This window comes from Kribbella sp. NPDC003557 (assembly GCF_040610805.1).
GTDB lineage: Bacteria > Actinomycetota > Actinomycetes > Propionibacteriales > Kribbellaceae > Kribbella.
Map to the genome: position 1 here is coordinate 380,503 of NZ_JBEXMY010000003.1, position 19,593 is coordinate 400,095.

The 19,593-nt window shown below is 69.5% G+C and carries 16 protein-coding genes; 8 read left to right on the forward strand and 8 right to left on the reverse strand.

From position 1 onward, the window contains the following. The first annotated feature begins 70 nt into the window (after positions 1 to 70). Positions 71 to 658, forward strand: a complete 588-nt coding sequence (locus ABZW60_RS13665) for a GNAT family N-acetyltransferase (RefSeq protein WP_355476529.1) — start codon at positions 71 to 73, stop codon at positions 656 to 658. Beyond that, complete coding sequence (locus ABZW60_RS13670) at positions 658 to 2,355, forward strand: IucA/IucC family siderophore biosynthesis protein (protein WP_355476531.1); 1,698 nt, start codon at positions 658 to 660, stop codon at positions 2,353 to 2,355. The genes ABZW60_RS13665 and ABZW60_RS13670 overlap by 1 nt, the downstream gene beginning before the upstream one ends. On the opposite strand, the gene ABZW60_RS13675 is transcribed toward ABZW60_RS13670, so the two are convergent. Further along, complete coding sequence (locus ABZW60_RS13675) at positions 2,336 to 2,929, reverse strand: TetR/AcrR family transcriptional regulator (protein ID WP_355476533.1); 594 nt, start codon at positions 2,927 to 2,929, stop codon at positions 2,336 to 2,338. The two genes, ABZW60_RS13670 and ABZW60_RS13675, sit on opposite strands and share 20 nt — an antisense overlap. 48 nt (positions 2,930 to 2,977) lie before the next feature. Between ABZW60_RS13675 and ABZW60_RS13680 the strand changes: the two genes are divergently transcribed. The 3 genes from ABZW60_RS13680 (at position 2,978) to ABZW60_RS13690 (ending at position 4,783) form a co-directional block, all read left to right on the forward strand. Next, the gene (locus tag ABZW60_RS13680; RefSeq protein ID WP_355476535.1) at positions 2,978 to 3,634 is read left to right on the forward strand and encodes a DsbA family protein; all 657 of its coding nucleotides are present in this window, start codon (positions 2,978 to 2,980) and stop codon (positions 3,632 to 3,634) included. Then, complete coding sequence (locus ABZW60_RS13685; protein WP_355476537.1) at positions 3,631 to 4,134, forward strand: Uma2 family endonuclease; 504 nt, start codon at positions 3,631 to 3,633, stop codon at positions 4,132 to 4,134. Before ABZW60_RS13680 ends, ABZW60_RS13685 begins: the two co-directional genes overlap by 4 nt. 106 nt (positions 4,135 to 4,240) lie before the next feature. After that, positions 4,241 to 4,783: a Uma2 family endonuclease gene (locus tag ABZW60_RS13690; protein WP_355476539.1), complete on the forward strand. Its 543-nt coding sequence runs from the start codon at positions 4,241 to 4,243 to the stop codon at positions 4,781 to 4,783. Positions 4,784 to 4,800: 17 nt separating this feature from the next. Here ABZW60_RS13690 and ABZW60_RS13695 read toward each other — a convergent pair whose 3' ends face one another. Together ABZW60_RS13695 and ABZW60_RS13700 are read right to left on the reverse strand one after the other, a co-directional pair. Continuing rightward, the gene (locus ABZW60_RS13695) at positions 4,801 to 8,034 is read right to left on the reverse strand and encodes an ATP-dependent DNA helicase (RefSeq protein WP_355476541.1); all 3,234 of its coding nucleotides are present in this window, start codon (positions 8,032 to 8,034) and stop codon (positions 4,801 to 4,803) included. Positions 8,035 to 8,194: 160 nt separating this feature from the next. Then, entirely contained in the window at positions 8,195 to 11,413 is a 3,219-nt protein-coding gene (locus tag ABZW60_RS13700; protein WP_355476543.1) for an ATP-dependent DNA helicase, read from the reverse strand. A 161-nt stretch (positions 11,414 to 11,574) separates the two neighbouring features. Here ABZW60_RS13700 and ABZW60_RS13705 point away from each other — a divergent pair, with 161 nt between their 5' ends. Continuing rightward, positions 11,575 to 12,486 (forward strand): hypothetical protein, encoded by a 912-nt coding sequence (locus ABZW60_RS13705; protein ID WP_355476545.1) that lies wholly within the window; start codon positions 11,575 to 11,577, stop codon positions 12,484 to 12,486. A 16-nt stretch (positions 12,487 to 12,502) separates the two neighbouring features. Here the strand turns inward: ABZW60_RS13705 and ABZW60_RS13710 are convergent, their stop codons facing one another. The 3 genes from ABZW60_RS13710 to ABZW60_RS13720 form a co-directional block, all read right to left on the reverse strand. Beyond that, positions 12,503 to 12,799: an MGMT family protein gene (locus ABZW60_RS13710; protein ID WP_355476547.1), complete on the reverse strand. Its 297-nt coding sequence runs from the start codon at positions 12,797 to 12,799 to the stop codon at positions 12,503 to 12,505. Between the two features lie 10 nt (positions 12,800 to 12,809). Then, entirely contained in the window at positions 12,810 to 13,649 is an 840-nt protein-coding gene (locus ABZW60_RS13715) for a TIGR03560 family F420-dependent LLM class oxidoreductase (protein ID WP_355476549.1), read from the reverse strand. Between the two features lie 70 nt (positions 13,650 to 13,719). Continuing rightward, complete coding sequence (locus tag ABZW60_RS13720; protein ID WP_209693510.1) at positions 13,720 to 13,986, reverse strand: DUF2277 domain-containing protein; 267 nt, start codon at positions 13,984 to 13,986, stop codon at positions 13,720 to 13,722. 77 nt (positions 13,987 to 14,063) lie between these two features. Here ABZW60_RS13720 and ABZW60_RS13725 point away from each other — a divergent pair, with 77 nt between their 5' ends. Both ABZW60_RS13725 and ABZW60_RS13730 read left to right on the forward strand, forming a co-directional pair. After that, the gene (locus tag ABZW60_RS13725; protein WP_355476551.1) at positions 14,064 to 14,705 is read left to right on the forward strand and encodes a TetR/AcrR family transcriptional regulator; all 642 of its coding nucleotides are present in this window, start codon (positions 14,064 to 14,066) and stop codon (positions 14,703 to 14,705) included. Then, positions 14,702 to 15,490, forward strand: coding sequence for a maleylpyruvate isomerase family mycothiol-dependent enzyme (locus ABZW60_RS13730; RefSeq protein ID WP_355476553.1), 789 nt, complete (start codon positions 14,702 to 14,704; stop codon positions 15,488 to 15,490). The genes ABZW60_RS13725 and ABZW60_RS13730 overlap by 4 nt, the downstream gene beginning before the upstream one ends. Before the next feature lie 28 nt (positions 15,491 to 15,518). Here ABZW60_RS13730 and moeZ read toward each other — a convergent pair whose 3' ends face one another. Together moeZ and ABZW60_RS13740 are read right to left on the reverse strand one after the other, a co-directional pair. Beyond that, complete coding sequence (gene moeZ, locus ABZW60_RS13735) at positions 15,519 to 16,709, reverse strand: adenylyltransferase/sulfurtransferase MoeZ (RefSeq protein WP_355476554.1); 1,191 nt, start codon at positions 16,707 to 16,709, stop codon at positions 15,519 to 15,521. A 121-nt stretch (positions 16,710 to 16,830) separates the two neighbouring features. Next, positions 16,831 to 19,581 carry a Calx-beta domain-containing protein gene (locus ABZW60_RS13740; RefSeq protein ID WP_355476556.1) on the reverse strand — a complete coding sequence of 917 codons (2,751 nt, stop codon included), beginning with the start codon at positions 19,579 to 19,581 and terminating at the stop codon, positions 16,831 to 16,833. Positions 19,582 to 19,593 lie beyond the last annotated feature (12 nt).

Sequence of the window (19,593 nt, forward strand, 5' to 3'; positions counted from 1 at the left end):
GAGGCTCGGGTAAGGTCTACTAAGGTAAGCCTTAGCTAACATGCCCGCCCAGCCTGAAAGCAGCTCCGCCATGACCAGAGCACTGCCCGAGCCGACGTACCGGCGTTTCGTCGCCGGTCTCGGCACCCTCAGCCTCCGGCCGTTCGACCTCGGCGAGGACGTCCCCACGCTGCACAGCTGGGTGACCCGGCCGTACGCGCGCTACTGGGGACTCCTGGACGCGTCCGTCGCCGACGTGCACGCGGAGTACCTCCGGATCGCGGACAGCGCGCACCACGACGCGTTCATCGGCGAGCACGACGGCCGGCCGGCCTTCCTGATGGAGCGCTACGCCCCGGCGTACGACGCCGTCGGCCGGGTGTACGACGTGGCGCCGGGCGACGTCGGCATGCACGTCCTGGTCGGGCCGCCGGTCGCGCCGATCCCGGGATTCACCGGGGCCGTGTTCGAGACGATCATGGACAGCCTGTTCAGCGATCCGCTGGTCGACCGGGTGGTGGTCGAGCCCGACGTGCGGAACGTGAAGATCCAGGCGCTGAACGCGCGGATGGGGTTCCGCAAGCACAGCGTGGTGGCACTGCCCGGCAAGCAGGCCTGGCTCAGCTTCTGCACCCGCGACCAGTACGCCGACGCGCACCGGATGAACGAGGCGGGCTGATGAATCACTGGGAGACGGTCAACCAGGCCCTGGTCCGGAAAGCGTTGTCGGAGTTCACCCACGAGCGCATTCTCGAGCCTGTTGCCGACGGCAACGGATATGCCGTCGGCCGGTACCGGTTCGAGGCAGAGCATTACCCCTTGAACCATTGGGACATCTCGGCCGTGGTGCGTGCCGACGGCGAGCGTGTCGACGCACTGGAGTTCATCACCGAGTTCCACGAGCAGCTCGGGATCGGGCGGGACATGCTGCCGGTCTACCTCGAGGAGATCAGCAGCACGCTGGCGTCGGCGGCGTACAAGCTGTCGAAGCCGGACCTGACCGCGGCGGACCTCGTCACCGCGGACTTCCAGACGATCGAGGCCGCGATGACCGAGGGTCATCCGTGCTTCGTGGCGAACAACGGGCGGCTCGGGTTCGGCCTGACGGACTACCTGGCGTACGCGCCGGAGACGGGCGCGGGCGTGCAACTGACGTGGATCGCGGTCCGGCGGGACCGGGCCACGGTGTCGCACAGCACCTCGCTCACCTACGCCGAGTTGTTGCGTTCCGAGTTGGGGTCCGAGGTCCTGGACCGGTTCGCGGAGCAGGCTGACCCGTCCGAATACGTGTACATGCCGGTGCATCCGTGGCAGTGGGACAACAAGACGTCGATCACCTTCGCCGCCGACATTGCCCAGCGGCACATCGTCCATCTCGGCTCGACCGACGATGTCTATCAGCCGCAGCAGTCGATCCGGACGTTCTTCAACCGGTCCGTGCCGTCGCGGTGTTATGTGAAGACGGCGTTGTCGGTGCTCAACATGGGGTTCATGCGCGGGCTGTCGCCGTCGTACATGGCCGCGACGCCGGCGATCAACGACTGGGTGCATTCGGTCGTCGCGAACGACCTGGTGCTCAAGCGGTACGGGTTCACCGTGCTGCGGGAGATCGCCGCGGTCGGGTACCACAACCGGTACTACGAGAACGCGACGGACAAGACCTCGCCGTACCGGAAGATGCTGTCGGCGCTGTGGCGGGAGAGCCCGGTGCCGTCGCTGGAGCCCGGCGAACGGCTGGCGACGATGGCGTCGCTGCTGCACGTCGACCGGCACGGCGCGTCGGTGGCCGCGGCGCTGGTCCAGGCGTCCCGGCTGGCGCCGGCGGACTGGCTGCGCGCGTACGTCGACGCGTACCTGATCCCGTTGCTGCACAGCTTCTACGCCTACGAGCTCGTGTTCATGCCGCACGGCGAGAACCTGATCCTGGTCCTGCGCGACGCGATCCCGATCCGCGTGATCATGAAGGACATCGCCGAGGAGATCGCCGTCCTCAGCCCGTCGACGGTCGTGCCGGCGGAGGCGGAGCGGGTGCGGGCCGACGTACCGGACGACGAGAAGCTGCTGTCGATCTTCACCGACGTGTTCGACTGCATCTTCCGGTTCCTGTCGCCGTTGCTGGACCGCGAAGGCCTGCTGACGCCGTCCGGGTTCTGGTCGGTGGTGGCTTCGTCGATCCGCGACTACCAGGCGGCGACGCCGGAGCTGGCCGAGGCGTTCGCGAAGTACGACATCTTCGCGCCGTCGTTCGCGCTGTCCTGCCTGAACCGGCTGCAGCTGCGCAACAACCAGCAGATGGTCGACCTGACCGACGTCGCCGGGTCGCTGCAGTTCGTCGGGACCTTGGACAATCCGCTGGTCACGGAAGCAACTGACTGACCAGGGTGTCGCCGAGCCAGGTCTCGTACTCCTCCACCGGCCAGCCGCGGTCGCTGACCAGCAGGTGGTAGACCTCGGCGGCCGTACAGGCGAGCAAGATGTCGAGCGCGCGGTCCTGCGGTTGTGACAGGTCTCCGTCGAAGGACGCGAGGTAGAGCTTCAGCTCGTGCTCGCGGGCGGCCCAGACGGTGCGCTGCTCGTCGGCCATCCGCGGGTCGGCGCGCGCGGCCTCCTGGTAGATCTGGATGACGTCGATACCGGTCACGAACTGGCGGGTATGCCAGTGCGCGGCCGCCCGCAGCCGCTCGGCCGGGTCGGCGAGGGCGAGCGACTCCTGCGCGAGGCGCCGGGTCTCCGCCTCGGCGATCCACAGCCGTGCGATCTCCCGCAGGATGGCCGGCTTGTTGCCGAACGCCGAGTAGATCGTCTGCGCCGGGATGTCCGCCCTCTCGGAGATCGCCGCGATCGTGGTGGCGACGTACCCCTGCTGCCGGAACAGCTCACGCGCCGCCCGCGCCACCTGCTCCTTCGTCGCCTGGGCCTGCCGGGCGCGGTGCGAGTCCTTGACAGCCATGGCGTCAAGCTATCACTCTGTTGATCATAGTCTTACTCTGATGAACAGATGGGGGATCTGATGAACACCACACTCGAGCTGTACGCCGACCCGGCCTGTCCGTGGAGCTGGCTGGCGGTGCGCTGGCTGACCGAGGTCGCGCCGCGGCGGGGGGTGCGGCTGACGTTCCGCTCGTACAGCCTGTGGATGCGCGACGGCGACCGGCCGCCCGACGGCGTACCGTCGTTCGTCCGTGAGATTGCCGTTGCCGCCAGCAAGCAGTCTCTCCGGGTGCTGCGGATCTTCGAGGCGCTCCGGGACGCCGGCCGCGACGATGCGATCGAGCAGCTGTACCTGGCCTGGGGCACCCGCGTCTTCGTTCCGGGACCGCCTCAGCCGCCGACGACCGCCGTACTCGAAGACGCCCTGGCCGCCGCCGGTCTCGCCTCTTCATGGCTCGCCGAGGCAGACAACCCGCGCTGGGACGCGGCGCTCGAAGATTCCAACACGCAACTCGCCGCACTGTCGCGCAACGCACCGGTCGTACCCACACTCGCCGACGGACCGAACGTGCTGTTCCGCGGCGCCGTACTGTCCGAGCCCGTCCCACCCGTGCGCGGCCTCGAACTCTGGGACGCCCTGGCGACCCTCACTGCCGACCCCGCGTTCAACCTTGTGGATAACTCCCGCGGCGGCACGCCGACATCGGTAATGCTGATGCAGTGACCACAGTCTCCGCCCCGCACGACAGCCGACGGTATGAGGTGCTGGACGGCCGCCTACTGATCACCGGCCCTCAACCACCAGCACACCAAGCCGCGGTTGTCGCCCTCCTCGTGCTCCTGAAACACGCCTGCCCACCCAACCTGCTGGTCTCCGTCAACTCCCTCGACTACCGCCCCGACCTCAACACGTCCCTCCGCCCCGACCTCCTCATCTGTCACCGCAAGGACGCCGGCCCCCGCCTCCTGACAGCCCCACCCGTCCTGGTGGTCGAAGTCCTCTCCCCCACCACCCGCACCACCGACGTGGTCCTCAAACGCACCCTCTACGAACACCACCAGATCCAGTCCTACTGGCTGCTCGACCCCACCACCCAAGAACTGACCATCCTCGAACTAACCCCCACCGGCTACACCTGCCAAGCCGTCCTCCAATCCGAAGAAACCTTCCACACCACCCACCCGTTCCCCATCACTCTCACCCCAGCGAACCTGACCAAATAGCGGGGCATCCAAGGGCATCCAGGGGCAGATCAGCGAAACGGCACCAACCACCCCTCAGGAAAGGTCATGCTGGCTCTGTGACCGAGAAGGAGGCACCATTGTGTCCGTGGAACCACTTGAGTCAGGGCCCTACACCTTGGCCTACCTCGAGACCGCGCCCGACGACGGCAGACGGCGCGAGATCATCGACGGTGGCCTGTTCGTGACGCCCGGCCCCTCACGGATCCACCAGCGTGCCGCCGCAGAACTGCATTTCCAACTGAAACTGGCGTCGCCCGGCGGCTTGGACATCTTTGCAGCGCCGTTCGATTACCAGCCGACGTCAGAGCGGTCGCTGCAGCCTGACGTGCTCGTTTGCGGCCCCGGCGACACGAATCCGCGGCACGCCGAACGGCCGCTGCTTCTCGCTGTAGAGATTCTGTCCCCCAGCTCGAGAATGCTCGACCTCCTGCTGAAGCGGGGCGTCTATGAGCAGGCAGGCGTCCAGTCGTACTGGATCCTCGATCCGGACAAGGAGAGCCTGACCGTGCTCGAACTAGTGGACGGTGCGTACGTCGAACGCGATGTCGTCCACGGCCAGGACGTCTTCGATGCGAGCCTGCCCTTCCCGGTACGCATCGTCCCGGCAGATCTGTTCCTGCTGCACTAGCCGCTCGTGACCGGCTGTCAGCCGTCCAGGAGTTGGGTGAGTTGTTGTTTGGTGGGGAGGTTTTCGGGGCGGATGATGTCGCCGGTGCGGACGTAGTAGAAGGCTGCGGTGACGTGGTCGAGGGGGATGTTCATGAGTTCTGACCAGGCGACGCGGTAGATGGCGAGCTGGAGGGGGTCGGCGGTTTCGCCGCGGGTGGTTTTCCAGTCGATGACGTCGTAGCCGCGGGAGCCGTCGGGGCGGACGACCTGGTAGACGGCGTCGATGCGGCCGCGGATCACCCGGCCGTCGAGGGCCAGGGCGAACGGGGCCTCGATCTCGTACGGCGTGGTGTCGCCGAACGGGCCGTCACGGAAGGCGTCCATCAGGTCGGTGAGGTCGGTGTCGTCGACGATGTCCTCGTCCGCGGCGCCGGGGAGGTCGTCGGGGTCGAGCAACAGTTGCTGGCCGAAGTAGCTCTCCACCCAGGCGTGGAAACGGGTGCCGAATCGCGCGGCCCGGTTGGGTTTGCGCGGCATCGGGCGGGCCAGCTCGGCAGCCAGGCCGTCCGGGTCCTTGGCCAGCCGCATCACCTGCGTCGCTGACAGCGCGGCCGGCAGCGCCACGTCGTACGCCTTCCGGCTCCGGCTTTCCCTTGCCTCGGACAACAATCTCTCGATCTCGGAGTCCCAGCGCGCGACGGTCGCCTGCTCGTCGAGCAGCAGCGACTCCTCGGCCTCCGCCGACGGGCCTTCCGCGCGCGCCTGCTGCACGAGCGCAGCCGAGTCGAGCCGCCGCTGGTACGAGTCCAGGTCGTACGGCGTCGGCCACGGCGCCTGTGTCTGCTCGGCGAGCTCCGGGTTCTCCTCGGTGAGCTCGGGCTGGTCCGCCCAGGCGATCACCCGCTCGCCGGCGTGCTTCTTCAAGGTGTCCAGGTACGCCGACGGGCCGCGCGGGCGTTTCTGCGTCGGACCCCACCAGTGCCCTGTCGCCACCAGCTGTTCCTTCGCGCGGGTGAACGCGACATACCCGAGCCGGCGCTCCTCCAGCGCATTCACGTCCTTGCACTCGTCGGCGAAGGCCTTCAGCCCGGCGTTCGTCAGCTCGTGGATGTCCGGGAGCGTGTCGGCGTCGCCGCGCAACGGCCACGGCAGGACCTTCGCGTTCGTCGTCCACTTGTCCCGCCCGCGGTCCGACGGGAACACCTTCGCCACCAGCGTCGGCACGAACACGACCGGCCACTCCAGCCCCTTCGACCGGTGCGTGGTGAGCAGCTTCACCGAGTCCGCCTCGCTCGGTACGGCGAGGTCGAGGCCGGCCGCGTACTCCTCCTCGGCCGCGAGGTACGCCAGCAGACCGTCGAGCGACCCGTCCGACTCGGTCGACACGAAGTTGCCCACGGCATCCAGGAACGCGGCGAGGTGGTCCCGGCGGCCGGCGTCCACGTGGTCGGGTGTCGCGGTCAGCTCGACGTCCAGGCCGATCGTGCTGATCACCCGGCGGACCAGGTCGAGCAGCGGTTCGCCGGCGTGGGCGCGCAGCTCGCGGAGCTCGACCGACAGCTCCTTGAAGCGGGTCAGGGCCTCCGGCGCGTACGCCAGCGGTCCCGGGTCGTCGACCGCCTCGGCCAGCGAGATGACCTCGGTCGAGTCCATCCCGGCGACGGCCGCGTCGAGCGCGGCGACCAGGTCGTCGGCGGCCGGCCGCTCCCCCGCGTCGGCGAGCGCGCGGGCGCGGTTGGCGAGCAGTGCGAGGTCGCGGTGGCCGATCCGGTACCGCGGGCCGGTGAGGAGGCGGAGCATCGCCGCGTTCGCGGTCAGGTCGTTGACGGCCTGCAGCGTCGCGACGACGTCGACGACCTCGGGAAGTGCGAGCAGACCGCCGAGGCCGACGACCTCGACCGGGACCTTGCGCGCGATCAGCGCCTCGTGGACGGCGCTCAGGTCGACGTTGGTCCGCATCAGGATGCCGATGTCCTTCCAGCGGCGGTTCCGGGTGCGGTGCGCGGCGACGATCGCGTCGGCGACCCACTCGATCTCCTGCGAGCGGGTCTCGAACAGCCCGACGGTGATGGCGCCTTCGGGAGCGTCCGGCGGCGCCTCGAGCGGGATGACGCCGGGGTGCTGCTCGTACAGCTCGGCCGCGTGCTGGTTGGCGGCGGCGAGGATCCGGCTGCCGCAGCGCCGGTTCACGCTCAGCACGTACCGCCGGGCCGGCGACCCGTCGGCCTGCGGGAAGTGCTCGGGGAATTCGTCCAGGTTCGCCACGGAGGCTCCGCGCCAGCCGTAGATCGCCTGGCACGGGTCGCCGACCGCGGTGACCGGGTGGCCGCGGCCGTGCGCGGCGTCCGGCCCGGCGAAGAGGGCGGTGAGCATCCGGCGCTGCGACACCGAGGTGTCCTGGTACTCGTCGAGCAGCACGACCTTGTACCGCGCGCGCTCGACCGCGGCGACCTCCGGGCACTCCTCGGCGAGCCGCGCGCCGAGCGCCATCTGGTCGGCGAAGTCGACGACGCCGCGCTCCCCCTTGTACGCCTGGTACTCCTCGACCAGCTGCAGGATCTCCCCGCGCTTCAAGGCGGTGTCGGCGAGCTTGCGGACCTCCACGGTCTGCTTGCGCGCCGCGGCGACCTCCCGCCGTACGGCGTCGTCGTGGTCGCGGATGTCGTCCGGGCGGAGCAGATGGTCGGCGAGCTCGCCGTCGAGCGCGAGCAGGCTGTTGACGAGCGTCGGCACGTGGTGCGACGCGAACCGGATCGGCCCGGCGGACCGCCGGACGACGCGACCGGCCAGCTGGAACCGGGTGGCGTCGGCGAGCACCCGCGAGTCCGGCTCGAGGCCGAGGCGGAGGCCGTGCTCCGCGATCAACGTGCCGGCGAACGCATGGTACGTCGAGACGACGGGTTCGCCCGGCTCCTCCGGCTCCCAGTTGGGGATGTTGCTGCGCAGGTGTGCGGCGAGGATCGGGTGCTGGTCCTTCGGCAGCGTCGATCCGAGGACCCCGGCCTTCGTCAGGTCCTCACGGATCCGGACGTCGAGCTCGTTCGCCGCCTTCTTGGTGAACGTCAGCCCCAGCACTTCCTCCGGCTTCACCTGCCCGGTGCAGATCAGCCACACCACGCGGGCCGCCATCGCCGTCGTCTTCCCCGACCCGGCCCCGGCCACAATCACGCCCGGCGCCAAGGGTGCAGTGATCGCCGCCAACTGCTGATCCGAGAACGGAATCCCCAGAAGGTCACACAGGTCAGCCGTCGACGTGAGCTGAGCAGGCATCAGCAGACCCCCCGCAGCGGGCGCCCATGGTGACCTGAGACCCCCTGTAGCGACCTGAGACCTGGAATAACAGGTCCCAGGTCACAGCAAGAGGTCCCAGCCATCCGCAGGTACGGGCGGGAGGCCAAGCGGAGGTGGAGGGCCGGGTGGGAGTTCTGCATCAGACGATCTCCCGGCCTTCGGGTTGGATGGGGCAGAGGGCCCGGGCTTCGCAGCGGTTGCAGCCGTCGTTGCGTTTGGCGACGAAGTCTTCCGAGCGGATCATCGTCTCGGCGTCGTCGACGGCCTCGTCGAGCCAGGTCCGGCCGTCGTCGCCGGTCTCCAGCGGGCCTTGGTGCTGGACCTTCGGGAAGCCGCCGTTGTCGTCATGGCGGAGCTGCACCAGCTCGGCGCCGCCGGCGACCGCGTCGTCGCCGAGTTTCTTCAGCTGCCGCGCGTTGATCGCCCGCTGGTAGATCGCCAGCTGCACGTGCCGCTCGAGCGCCGGCTTGGTCGGGATGTTCCGCCCGGTCTTCAGGTCGACCACTCGGACCGTGCCTTCCGGATCCTTCTCGACGCGGTCCATCCGGCCCTTCACCCGCACCGCCGGATGCTCCTCGTCGGGCAGCAGCACGTCGAAGTCCACTTCCGTTCCCACCAGCGTCCGGTCCGGCCGGCCCTGGTGCCACGCGACGAACCGCCGCAGCGCCTGCTCGGCCTCGACGCGCTCCCGGTCCGAGATCCACGCGGACTCGAACTCGAGCTGCGTCCACACCTTGTCCAGCCACCCGTTCAGCTCGTCGATGGACGGCGGCAGTGTGCCGGTCGCGACCGCGTCGGCGAGCGTGTGCAGCACCATCCCGAACCCGATCGCCGACGTGCTCGGCGTCTCGCCACCGGCCCGCCGGGTCAGGAACCACCGCAGCGGGCAGTCCACGATCGTCGTCAACGCACTCCCCGACAGCGGGACCGGCAACGCGGGATCGGCGATCGGCCGCACCGACTCGGTCCGCTCCCGCACGCCCCACCAGCGCGTCGGATCGGCCGTCGGCACCAGCGGCTGCTCCCGGTCGTCGACCGCCGAGGCCAGCACCGCCAACCGGTCCGCCGCCACCCGCTTCAACGCCGGCGAGGACGCCGGATCCGCCAGCACGCAGCGCAGATCCGCCACCAACCCCGGCAACGACAACGGCCGCCGCGGGCGCCCCGCGACCAGTTTCAAAGGAATGTCGAGCTCGGCAAGGAAGCGGGACGGCTGGTCACCGTCGGCCTCGGGCGCCTGCACGGCGGTCACGATCAACCGCTCCCGGGCCCGGGTGATCGCGACGTAGAACAACCGTCTCTCCTCGGCGAGCAAGGCACCCGCCGACAACGGATCGATCAGCCCGTCGGTCCCCAACCGGTCCGGCTCCAGCAACGAACCGCGGCGCCGCAGGTCGGGCCACTGCCCTTCCTGCACGGAGGCGACCACTACGAGCCGCCACTGCAGGCCCTTCGACCGGTGTGCCGTCATCAGTTGCACGCCGGCCTCGCGATACGTCCCGTCGAACCGGTTGTCCCCCGCGATGTCCAGCGACTCCAGCTCGGACAGGAACGCCGAAACGCCTTTGAAGCCGACCTGTTCCTCGGCCCGGCCGGCCGCGTCGAACAGCGCGCACAACGAGTCCAGGTCGCGGTTCGCGGTGCGCGCGGTCTCGCCACCCGACGAGGCCTGGCCGCGCAGCCGCCGCAGCCACGGCGACTCCGACCACAGCGACCACATCACCTCGTCCGGCGCCGCGCCCGCGGTCACAATGTTCCTTGCCTTGAGCAACCGCTCGCCCAGCGCCGCGAACCGGGCCTCGGCCGGCGACGCCTCCTCGTCGAGGAGCAGCGGATTCAGCAACGCCTCGCGCAGCAGCTCGTCCGACGACCGCGGCAACCGCTGCCCGCCCGCCGCGTCGCGGTCCCGCCGTCGCAGCACCCGCGCCAGCCGCCGCAGCTGCCCAGCGTCCATCGCGCCGAGCGGCGACAGGGCCAACGCCCGCACGACATCGACGGTCAACGTGTCCGGATCCGCCACCGCCCGCAACGCCAGCAGCATCGGCCGGACGGCGGGCTCGCGCGACAACGGCAGCTCGTCGCCCGCGACGTCCACCGGGATGCCGGCCGCCGACAACGCCCGGCGCAGCGGCGGGATCGACCTGCTGCCGGATCGGACCAGTACGGCCATCTCGTTCCACCCGATGCCGTCCTGGACGTGCGCCCGCCGGAGCAGGTCCGCGATGTGCTCGAGCTCGGCGCCGCTGGTCGAGTACAGGTTCGCCTCGACCTTGCCCGGGCCGAACACGCACGTGGACGCGTCGGGGTTGCGGAACCGCTCGAAGGTGTCGCGGTCCAGCGACCCCGGCACGCCGAGCCGGTTGACGACGTTGCGCGACACGCGTTGCAGCGTCGTACCGAAGCGTCGCGTCGTCCCCAGCGCGATCTGGGCGGCCTCCGCGCCGTCGCGGGTGCGGAACTCGTCGGTGAACCGCAGCAGCCCGCGCACGTCCGCGCCGCGGAACGTGTAGATCGACTGGTCCGGGTCGCCGACCACGACCAGGTCGCGACCGTCGCCGGCGATCGCCTGCAACAGCTTGGTCTGACCGGGATCGGTGTCCTGGTACTCGTCCACGAACACCGCTTTGAACTCGGCCCGCAGCTTCGCCTGCACCTGCGGCTGCTGCGCGAGGATCACCGCGCGGTGGATCAGCTCGGAGTAGTCCAGCACCTGCTCGGCGTCGAGGATCTGCAGGTACTCCTGGAAGAAGTCGCCGACCGCGACCCACTCGGCCCGCTCCGCCGACCGCCCGATCGCGGACAGGTCCTCCGGATCGAGCCCCAGCTGACGCGCCTTGCCGATCACGGCCTGCACCTCGTCGGTGAAGCCGCGTGTCTTCAACGCCGGGTGCAGACTGCCCGGCCAGTGCACCGCGCCGACCTCACGACTGCCCGACAACGCCTCGCTCAACCGCAGCGACTGCTCCGGACCGGACGGCAGCCGCAGTGGTACGTCGAACGCGTCGGCCGGCGTGAACCGGCGCAGCAACGCGTAGCAGAACGAATGGAACGTCATCGACGGCATCACCCGCGTCGTCCGCCCGAGACGCCCGGTGATGCGATCGCGGAGCTCGGTCGCGGCCTTCCGGCCGAACGTCAGCACGAGCACCTCGTCCGGACTCAGCCCGCGGTTGCGGACCCGGTCGACGACGGCCTCCACCAACGTCGTGGTCTTGCCGGTGCCGGGACCGGCGAGCACCAGCAGCGGTCCGCCCGGGTGCTGCACGACGGCCTGCTGGTCGGCATCGAGAACAGGTGCCTCCGCGCTGCTGCGCTCCTCCCGGACCAACCGGTACCGGGATCCCTGTCTGCTGACCACCGACACATCTCAACAGACGGCACCGACAGTCCGCGAAGAGGCTCCCCGCACGTCGCCCGGATAGCCGGAAACCGGACAGAAGGACGTAGTCGACCCATAACTTTCCGCAGTTCCGCCGCATCGAGTTCCTCGACGGCATCACCGACTGCAAGGAGCACCGAATGAGGACGATGCGGCACACCGCCGCCCTCCTGGGGACGGCTGTTCTGCTGGCAGGTCTCAGCACCGCCACCGCCACCACTGCCTCCGCCGCGACCCCGAAGAGCGCGTCGATCTGCTCGCTGGACCTCGGCTCGATCACGGGCGGCGGCAACTACGTCGACCAGGTCCTGTCCGCCGCGAGTCCGCCGGCCGCGAGCGAACGTCGCGTCGGCCCGCAGGTCGCCGACCCGGGCGAGACCAAGGCCAGCGCGACCTGGGAGTACTCCTACGACAGCCACGACGGCATCGTCGACCGCGGGTTCGCGATCTACGGAACCTGGCTCTACAGCACGCTGATCGCCCGCCCGCCGGACGGCCCGTGGTGGGGTCAGGGGAACATCCAGGACGGGATGGGCGACTTCACCCAGCTCGCCCGGTCCGGCTACCCGAAGGGCGCCGACCCGACCCGCGAGTACCTGTACGGGCTGCGCAACGACGGTGTGCTGTTCCGCTGGAAGCAGGACAACACCGGCTTCCACGCGCTCGGTTCGTACGCCGGGTTCTCCGCGGTCAAGACGATGACGCTGATCAGCCAGACCGCGACGTACGACACGCTCCTCGCGACGACGCGGGGCGGCGCGCTGTACACGATCCGGATCCCGGTCACCTCGCCGATGACGCCCGTGGTGAAGGCGGTGCGGACGTCGACCTGGCAGGGCTTCGAGGCGATCGTCGCGGAGAAGTGCGGCACGCAGAGCACGCTGCTCGCCGCGGTCGACCGGGACAGCGGGTCGGCGTACCTCTACGCGGTCGGACACGCCAACGGGACCGCCACGGTCATCCAGGGCCTGGGCAAGGTGCCCGGCACGTTCAACGACCCGATCTACTTCCTGCGCACGTCGCAGGCGGGTTCGTCGCTGTACGGCGAGTAGAGGCACCAGACAGGGCCTAGTCCTGCGGATCCCAACGGACCTGGCGCAGGTCGACCCGGCCGTTGGTGATCCGCACGCCGTCGGAGCGCAGCCGGTGGAGCTGCTCGTCGCCGACATCGTCGGCCGGGACGCCGGACGCGCGGATCACCCGCCACCACGGCACACTCGCGCCGTACTCCCGCATGATCGCGCCGACCTGCCGCGGTCCGCCCTGCCCCACGTACTCCGCGATGTCGCCGTACGTCGCGACGCTGCCTTCCGGGATCGACTCCACGGCCCGCAGCACCGCCTCGACGTACTCCTCCCTGTCCACGGGCCCCAATCTAGGCGAGCGGGGCGAGCGCCTTCGCGAGCGGCTCCAGGACCGACGGCGGCGCGTCCAAGGGCAGGTTCATCACGACCAGGTCGACGCCGGCCTCGCCGTACGCCGCGGCCTCGGCGACCGCCTTGTCGAGCGGGCTGTCGGGGTCGATCCGGACGTTCACCGAGCAAGTGATCTCGTTGACGTCGCGGCCGGCCTCCTCGCAGCGCTGCACCAGGACGTCCTTGAGCGCCTTCCACTCCTGCGGGTTCGGAACGATGACGTTCCACTGCTGCGCCCACCTGGCGACCGCGCGGAGCGTCCGGTTCGGGCCCTTGCCGCCGATGGTGATCGGCGGGTGCGGGGTCTGCACCGGCTTCGGGTTGCAGTAGGCGTCGGTGAGCTTGACGTACGTGCCGTCGAAGTTCGCGACCTTCTCGGTGAGCAGCGCGATGATCGCCTGGGTGCCCTCGTCGAACCGGTCGAAGCGCTCCTTCAACGGATACAGGTCGATGCCGTACGCCGCGGTCTCCATCTCGTTCCAGCCGGCGCCGATGCCGAGCTCGAGCCGCCCGTTGCTGATGATGTCGGTGGTCGCGGCCATGTTCGCGAGCACGGCCGGGTGCCGGTAGATCATCCCGGTCACCTGGCAGCCCAGCCGGATCCGCGACGTCGCCTGCGCGAGCGCGGCCAGCGTCGTCCAGGCCTCCAGGTTCGGCCCCTGCATGTCACCGCTGAGCGGGTAGAAGTGATCCCAGTGCCAGGCGGACTCGAAGATCTCGAACTGGTCCGCCGCGACCCACACGTCCCGCATCTGCTGCCAGGTGGTGTGCTCCGGCCTGGTCTTGATCGCGAACCGCATCCCGCGCCTCCCTAAGGCAACCACTCAGAGGTAACCGTTTCCCGGAGGCGACATTACCCCGGCTTCACGCTCAGTCGAGGCCGAGGCGGGCGCGGACCTCGGGGCGGCGCAGCGGGGGCACGGTCTGCGGTGGGGTGCGGCGGGCCGGCATCTCCTCGAGGAGTTGCTCGGTGATGCGGGCGACCTCGGTGGCCGCGCGCTCGATCGGGGCGCGGGTGGTCGCGCTCAGCGAGCCGACCCCCGTCACCTTGCGCACATATTGCAGGGCGGCCGCGTAGATCTCCTCGGAGGTCGCGGACGGCTCGAGTCCCCGGAGCACGGTGATGTTTCTGCACATACCTCCAGACAGTACGTGCCGCCGGGGACAACTACGAGGTATTGACATCCCTAATGCCATTAGGTTTTCCTCATGGTATGAGCACTACCGCACCGGACCGCCGGACCCGCCGTCGCCGGCAGACGATCGAGGAGATCCTCGACGTCGCCATCGAGCTGATGGCGGCCGAGGGCGTCGCGGCGCTCAGCCTGTCCGCGGTGGCCCGCCGGCTCGGTATGCAGCCGCCGTCGCTGTACCAGTACTTCCCGTCGAAGATGGCGATCTACGACGCGCTGTTCCAGCGCGGCAGTGAGCTGCAGCGGGACGCGTACCGGGCCGCGTTCGCGACAGCCGCGAGCGACGATCCATTGGAGCTCAACCTGATCGCGGCGACCGCGTTCAGCCGGTGGTGCCTGGAGAATCCCGTCTACACCCAGCTCATGTTCTGGCGCACGGTGCCCGGCTTCGAGCCGAGCGCGGAGGCGTACGCGCCGGCGCAGGAGACGCTGCGGGATCTCCGCGACCACCTGCAGGCGACGGCGGACGCAGGCTACCTGCACCCGGACGCCGCCAGCCAAGAAGGCGTCGCACTGTTCACGTCGCTCACCGCCGGGCTGTTGTCCCAGCAGATGGCGAACGAGCCGGACGCCTCGTTCGAGGACGGGCGGTTCATCCGGATGCTGCCGGCGGTGCTCGACATGTTCCATCACCACTACGCACCGCACAGGGGGACGAAATGACCGCAGTACTCGCGGAGCAGATCGGGCGGGCCGACCGGCCGCGCTGCCGGCAGCACCGGGACGCCGAGCTCCGGGCCTGGCACGACCTGCTCGCGTCGATCGAGGGGGACGAGTGGCAGCGCCGGACCGTCTGCGACGAGTGGGACGTGGCGGACATCGCCGGCCACCTGATCGGCCAGGCCGAGGACGTGAACCGGCCGTTCTCGTTCCCCCGCCGGTACCGGAAGGCGAAGCGCGTCTATCCGGGCGTCCTGCGGATCGACGCGCACATGATGGTCCAGGCCGACGAGCACCGGGGTACGCCGCCTGCTGACCTGCGCACCGAGTTCGACCAGGTGTGGGCGAAGGCGACCCGGAAGATCTCGAAGGAGCCGGAGCTGATGCGGCGGATGTCGATGACGGTCGAGGGGTTCGAGAGCGTGAAGCTCAGCCTCGGCTACATCCACGACATCCTGCTCGCGCGGGACCTGTGGATGCACCGCGACGACGTCTGCCAGGCGCTCGGCCGCCCGTTCGACGCCGGACCGAACGCCGCGGAGCTCGTCGCCCAGGTGATGTACGACGTGATCGACGGGCCGTGGTGGGGCGAGCGGCCCGCCGTCGAGGTGGAACTCACCGGGCCGGGAGGTGGGACCTACCTGCTGGGGAGGGGCGAGCCGGTCGGTCGCGCCGCCGTGGACGCGGTCGCGTACATGCGAACGCTGTCCGGACGCGACGACGCCCCGGTGGTGACGGGTGATCCCGTGGCCACCGAGGCGGTCGCGTCGTGCCGGATGCCGTTCTAGGCCGGCCGGCTCAGTAGGACGGGCAGGCTCAGTACGACGGCTGGCTCGGGTCGATCTGGTCCACCCAGGCGACGACCCCGCCGCCGACGTGGACGGCGTCGGAGAAGCCCGCGCCCTTGGCGATCGCGAGCACCTCGGCGGAGCGGACGCCGGACTTGCAGTGGAACACCAGCTGCTTGTCCTGCGGCAGCTTCTCCAGCGCCACGCCGGTCTGGAAGTCCGCCTTCGGGATCAGCACCGAGCCCGGGATCTTGTTGATCTCGTACTCGTTCGGCTCCCGGACGTCGATCAGCACGAAGTCCTTCTCGCCGTTGTCCTTGAGCTTGATCCACTCCGACAGCTGCTTCACCGAGATGGTCGAGCCGACGGCCGCGTCGGCCGCCTCCTCGGTCAGGGCGCCGCAGAAGCTCTCGTAGTCGATCAGCTCGGTGACGGTCGGGTTCTCGCCGCAGATCGCGCAGTTCGGGTCCTTGCGGACCTTCAGGGTGCGCCAGTTCAGGTCGAGCGCCTCGTAGATGTTCAGCCGGCCGAGCGACGGGTCGCCGATGCCGGTGAGCAGCTTGATCGCCTCGGTGACCTGCGCGGCGCCGACCGACGCGCAGAGCACGCCGAGCACACCGCCCTCGGCGCAGGACGGGACCATGCCGGGCGGCGGGGGCTCCGGGTAGAGGCAGCGGTAGCACGGGCCGTTGTCGGCCCAGAACACGCTGACCTGGCCGTCGAAGCGGAAGATCGAGCCCCAGACGTACGGCTTGTGCAGCAGGACGGCGGCGTCGTTGACCAGGTAGCGGGTGGCGAAGTTGTCGGTGCCGTCGACGATCAGGTCGTACGGCTCGAAGATCTCGAACACGTTGTCGTTGTCCAGCCGGGTCTCGTGCAGGACGACGTTCGTGTACGGGTTGACCTCGAGGATGGACTCCTTGGCGGACTGCGCCTTGGACTTGCCCACGTCGGACTGGCCGTGGATGACCTGACGCTGCAGGTTGGACTCGTCGACGGTGTCGAACTCGACGATGCCGAGCGTGCCGACCCCGGCCGCGGCCAGGTAGAGCAGCGCCGGGCTGCCGAGACCGCCGGCGCCGATCACCAGCACCTTGGCGTTCTTCAGCCGCTTCTGTCCGGCCATCCCGACCTCGGGGATGATCAGGTGCCGCGAATACCGCCGCACCTCGTCAATCGTCAGCTCGTCGGCCGGTTCGACCAGCGGTGGCAGTGACACGTTGTCGGCTCCTCAGGAAGACGTCGGACGGGATCTCCGGTTTTCAACCATCTCTCCCACCTCCATGTTCCCGCACACTCCCAACCACCCCCGCCTGAGTCCACATCCCGGTACCCGTGTCTCAGTCGTTGTCGGTGATCGTGGCGGTCAGGGTGGCCGGGACCTCGAGGGCGGCGCCGTCGACCTGCTGGATCACCGCGCTGAAGGTCTCGGCGGGTTCCTTGAGCTTGTCGTCGAGGATCTTGACCTGGAGGTCGCCGGTGGTCTTGCCGGGCTCGACGTACCCGTCGATCGTGCGGTCCGCGGGGCCGGTGCCGTCGTCGTTCACGCCGGTGTAGTCCTTGCGGACCACCGCCGTACCGTCCTTCAGGACGCCGGAGAAGCTCACGTACTTGTCGCTCGGCGAGGACAGCTTCACCCCGAAGCTGACGGCCCCGGCCTTCTCGGTCGTCTTCAGGTTGGCGAGGGTAAGCGTCGGCGTCGGGTCGTCGTCGATGACCAGACCGTGGCCGAACGACTCGTCCAGCAGCGCGTTCTGCGGCGCCGACAGCACCAGGCTGAACGGCAGGTCGTAGCTGTCGCGGGTGTTCGCCGTGATCGGCACAGTCACCTTCTGCCGCACCTGCCCGGGCTTGAACACCAGGTGCCGCCCCACGTCCCCGACCGATTCGCCGAGCTCGCCGTTGGTCTCGACGTACACGCTGACCGGCCGGATGCTCGGCCGCGACAGGCGGACCCAGAAGTCCACGGTGTGCGTGCCCTTGTCGCCCTCCTTCACCGTGACGCTCGAGGCGGACAGCTTCGGCAGCAGCACCGCCGGCGCTGAGAAGCCGAGCCCGGGCGAGGAGAAGCCCAGATCGCTCACGTACGCCGACCCGCTGGCGCCCCTGTCCGTCCGCAGCTCCACAGCGCGTACGTCGCGCAGGTCCACGCCCTTCAGCGACGGCACCGGGATCCGGACCGTCCGCAGCAGGTTCTTCGGCAGACCGACCTCGTTGTTCCCGGGCATCCGCACCAGCGCGTCACTGACCGCGGAGACCGGTACGGCTGCCGCCCGTCCGTGCCCGTCGACCACGCGGACGCTCAGGTCCGTCTTGGGCGCACCAGCCGGGTCAGGCGCGGCACGGAACGTCAGGGCCGCAAACCGCCGTACGTCGCGGTGCCCTGCCGGTACGTCGACCCGCACCACGCCGTTCGTACCTGCCCACTTCAGTTTGGTGACGGCCGTGGTCGGTGTCTTCGCGGCGAACCACGCCGTGTCCCAGTGCGGCGCGTTGCCCCAGTCCTCGGTGTCCATGCACGTCGGCGTAGTCGCCCGCACGTTGACAGCGGTCACACCGGCGCACACGGTCGCTGACAGCTTGCCGCTGACCGCTCCGGCCGGCAGGGGCTTGTCGAAGTGGTTCAGGTCCCGCCGCGACTTCAGCGGCGCCTGCGACACCACCCGCACGACGGCCTTCCCGGCAGACGCCGCCCGCGAGTCGGAGCCGTCGAACTGCGGCAGGAACTGCGTCTCGTGTCCCAACTGCAGACGGAAGAACCCCGCGACGTACGCCGTGCCGACGGCCTGCTGCTGCTTCGCGGTCAGCCGGCCCGCGTACTTGGCTCCACACGGCGACGCCTTCTCGTCACCGAACCAGTCGTCGTTCGACGGAGCGACCGACTGACCAGGGGTCCACTCGGTGTTGAAGAAGTTGTGGTTGGCACCCAGGACCGTGACCGTCGAGCGTGGTGCGGTGTCGCCGCCGACCGAGTACCTGGTGTCGTCGTAGAACTTCTGGCCCTGCAGATCGGACACGTCGCCGTCGCAGTACGGCAGGACGACGCTCATCGCGACCCCTGGCATCGTGGCGCGCGCGAAGTCCGTGGGAGCCAGCGGAAGGACCGCCCGGATCCCGTACTGACCGCCGCGGTCCGCGTTCAGCACCGCGGCCCGTGCCACGCCCTCACCGCCGCGCGAGTGCCCCATCAGGCCCACGTTCTGCAGGTTCATCCTGCCGACGAAGCGGGTGCCGAACGGGCCGCCGCCGATCGTCGACCACTTCCGCCACAGGGCGAGATGGTCCAGGATCAGCTCGGCCCGTGCCTGCGCGCCGGCATCGTACGCGTCGCTGTCCCAGCCGTTGATCGCGTTGGCGCTGATCGAGACCACCTGGTACCCGTTGCCGGCCAGCGCCGTCGCCGGCCCGTCGTACCCCCGGAAGCTGGGGATGGGCTTCATCCCCGGCGGGCACGGCCACGGCTTCTCGTCCTCGGACGGGTGCGTGGACTCGCCGTAGCAGACCTCGTGGCGGCCGTGCAGGAAGACGACCAGCGGCCGCGGTCCTGCCGCTCCGCGTGGTGAGTAGACCTTCCCGCGCAGCTCCGACCGGTGTTTGAGGCCCGGCAGGTAGACGGCCTCGTCGCCGAGGTCGTACTCCGCGGTGTCGACCTTGTACTTGCCGAGCGCGCCGGGGTCCGACGGCAGCAGCGGCCCGCGGCGCGCCTTCAGCCAGTCGGCGTCGGTCGGTCCGGCAGGGCTGACGGCCCGGCTCCGGGCGGCCTCCTTGCCCAGGTCGCCGGACCAGACCAGGCGTACGTCGCGCGCTTTCAGCACGGCCGGGTCGGTGCTGACGAGGGTCAGCGTCCTCCGGTCCGGAGATTGTTTGGCCACGCCTAGCGGTTTGCCGTCGACCGCCAGCAGCGGAAGGGACGCACGCATCGGCGCGGGCTCGTCGAGACGAAGGGTCAACTGGAATCCGTTGGCGAGCGGCCGCACGTCCCATTGATTGCTTTGAGCAACCACTGGCGGTGCGGCGGTCGCGGTCAGCGGCCCCACACCGAGCAGTACGGCGATTCCCAACGACAGATTTCGGGCGGTTCTGCCATTCACGCGCCCAAGTTG

Bases quoted from the DNA above. Each gene is read 5' to 3' on its own strand.
- ABZW60_RS13665 (WP_355476529.1), top strand. From the start codon at position 71: ATGACCAGAGCACTGCCCGAGCCGACGTACCGGCGTTTCGTCGCCGGT.
- ABZW60_RS13670 (WP_355476531.1), top strand. From the start codon at position 658: ATGAATCACTGGGAGACGGTCAACCAGGCCCTGGTCCGGAAAGCGTTG.
- ABZW60_RS13675 (WP_355476533.1), bottom strand. From the start codon at position 2,929: ATGGCTGTCAAGGACTCGCACCGCGCCCGGCAGGCCCAGGCGACGAAG.
- ABZW60_RS13680 (WP_355476535.1), top strand. From the start codon at position 2,978: ATGGGGGATCTGATGAACACCACACTCGAGCTGTACGCCGACCCGGCC.
- ABZW60_RS13695 (WP_355476541.1), bottom strand. From the start codon at position 8,034: ATGCCTGCTCAGCTCACGTCGACGGCTGACCTGTGTGACCTTCTGGGG.
- ABZW60_RS13705 (WP_355476545.1), top strand. From the start codon at position 11,575: ATGAGGACGATGCGGCACACCGCCGCCCTCCTGGGGACGGCTGTTCTG.
- ABZW60_RS13715 (WP_355476549.1), bottom strand. From the start codon at position 13,649: ATGCGGTTCGCGATCAAGACCAGGCCGGAGCACACCACCTGGCAGCAG.
- ABZW60_RS13720 (WP_209693510.1), bottom strand. From the start codon at position 13,986: ATGTGCAGAAACATCACCGTGCTCCGGGGACTCGAGCCGTCCGCGACC.
- ABZW60_RS13725 (WP_355476551.1), top strand. From the start codon at position 14,064: ATGAGCACTACCGCACCGGACCGCCGGACCCGCCGTCGCCGGCAGACG.
- ABZW60_RS13730 (WP_355476553.1), top strand. From the start codon at position 14,702: ATGACCGCAGTACTCGCGGAGCAGATCGGGCGGGCCGACCGGCCGCGC.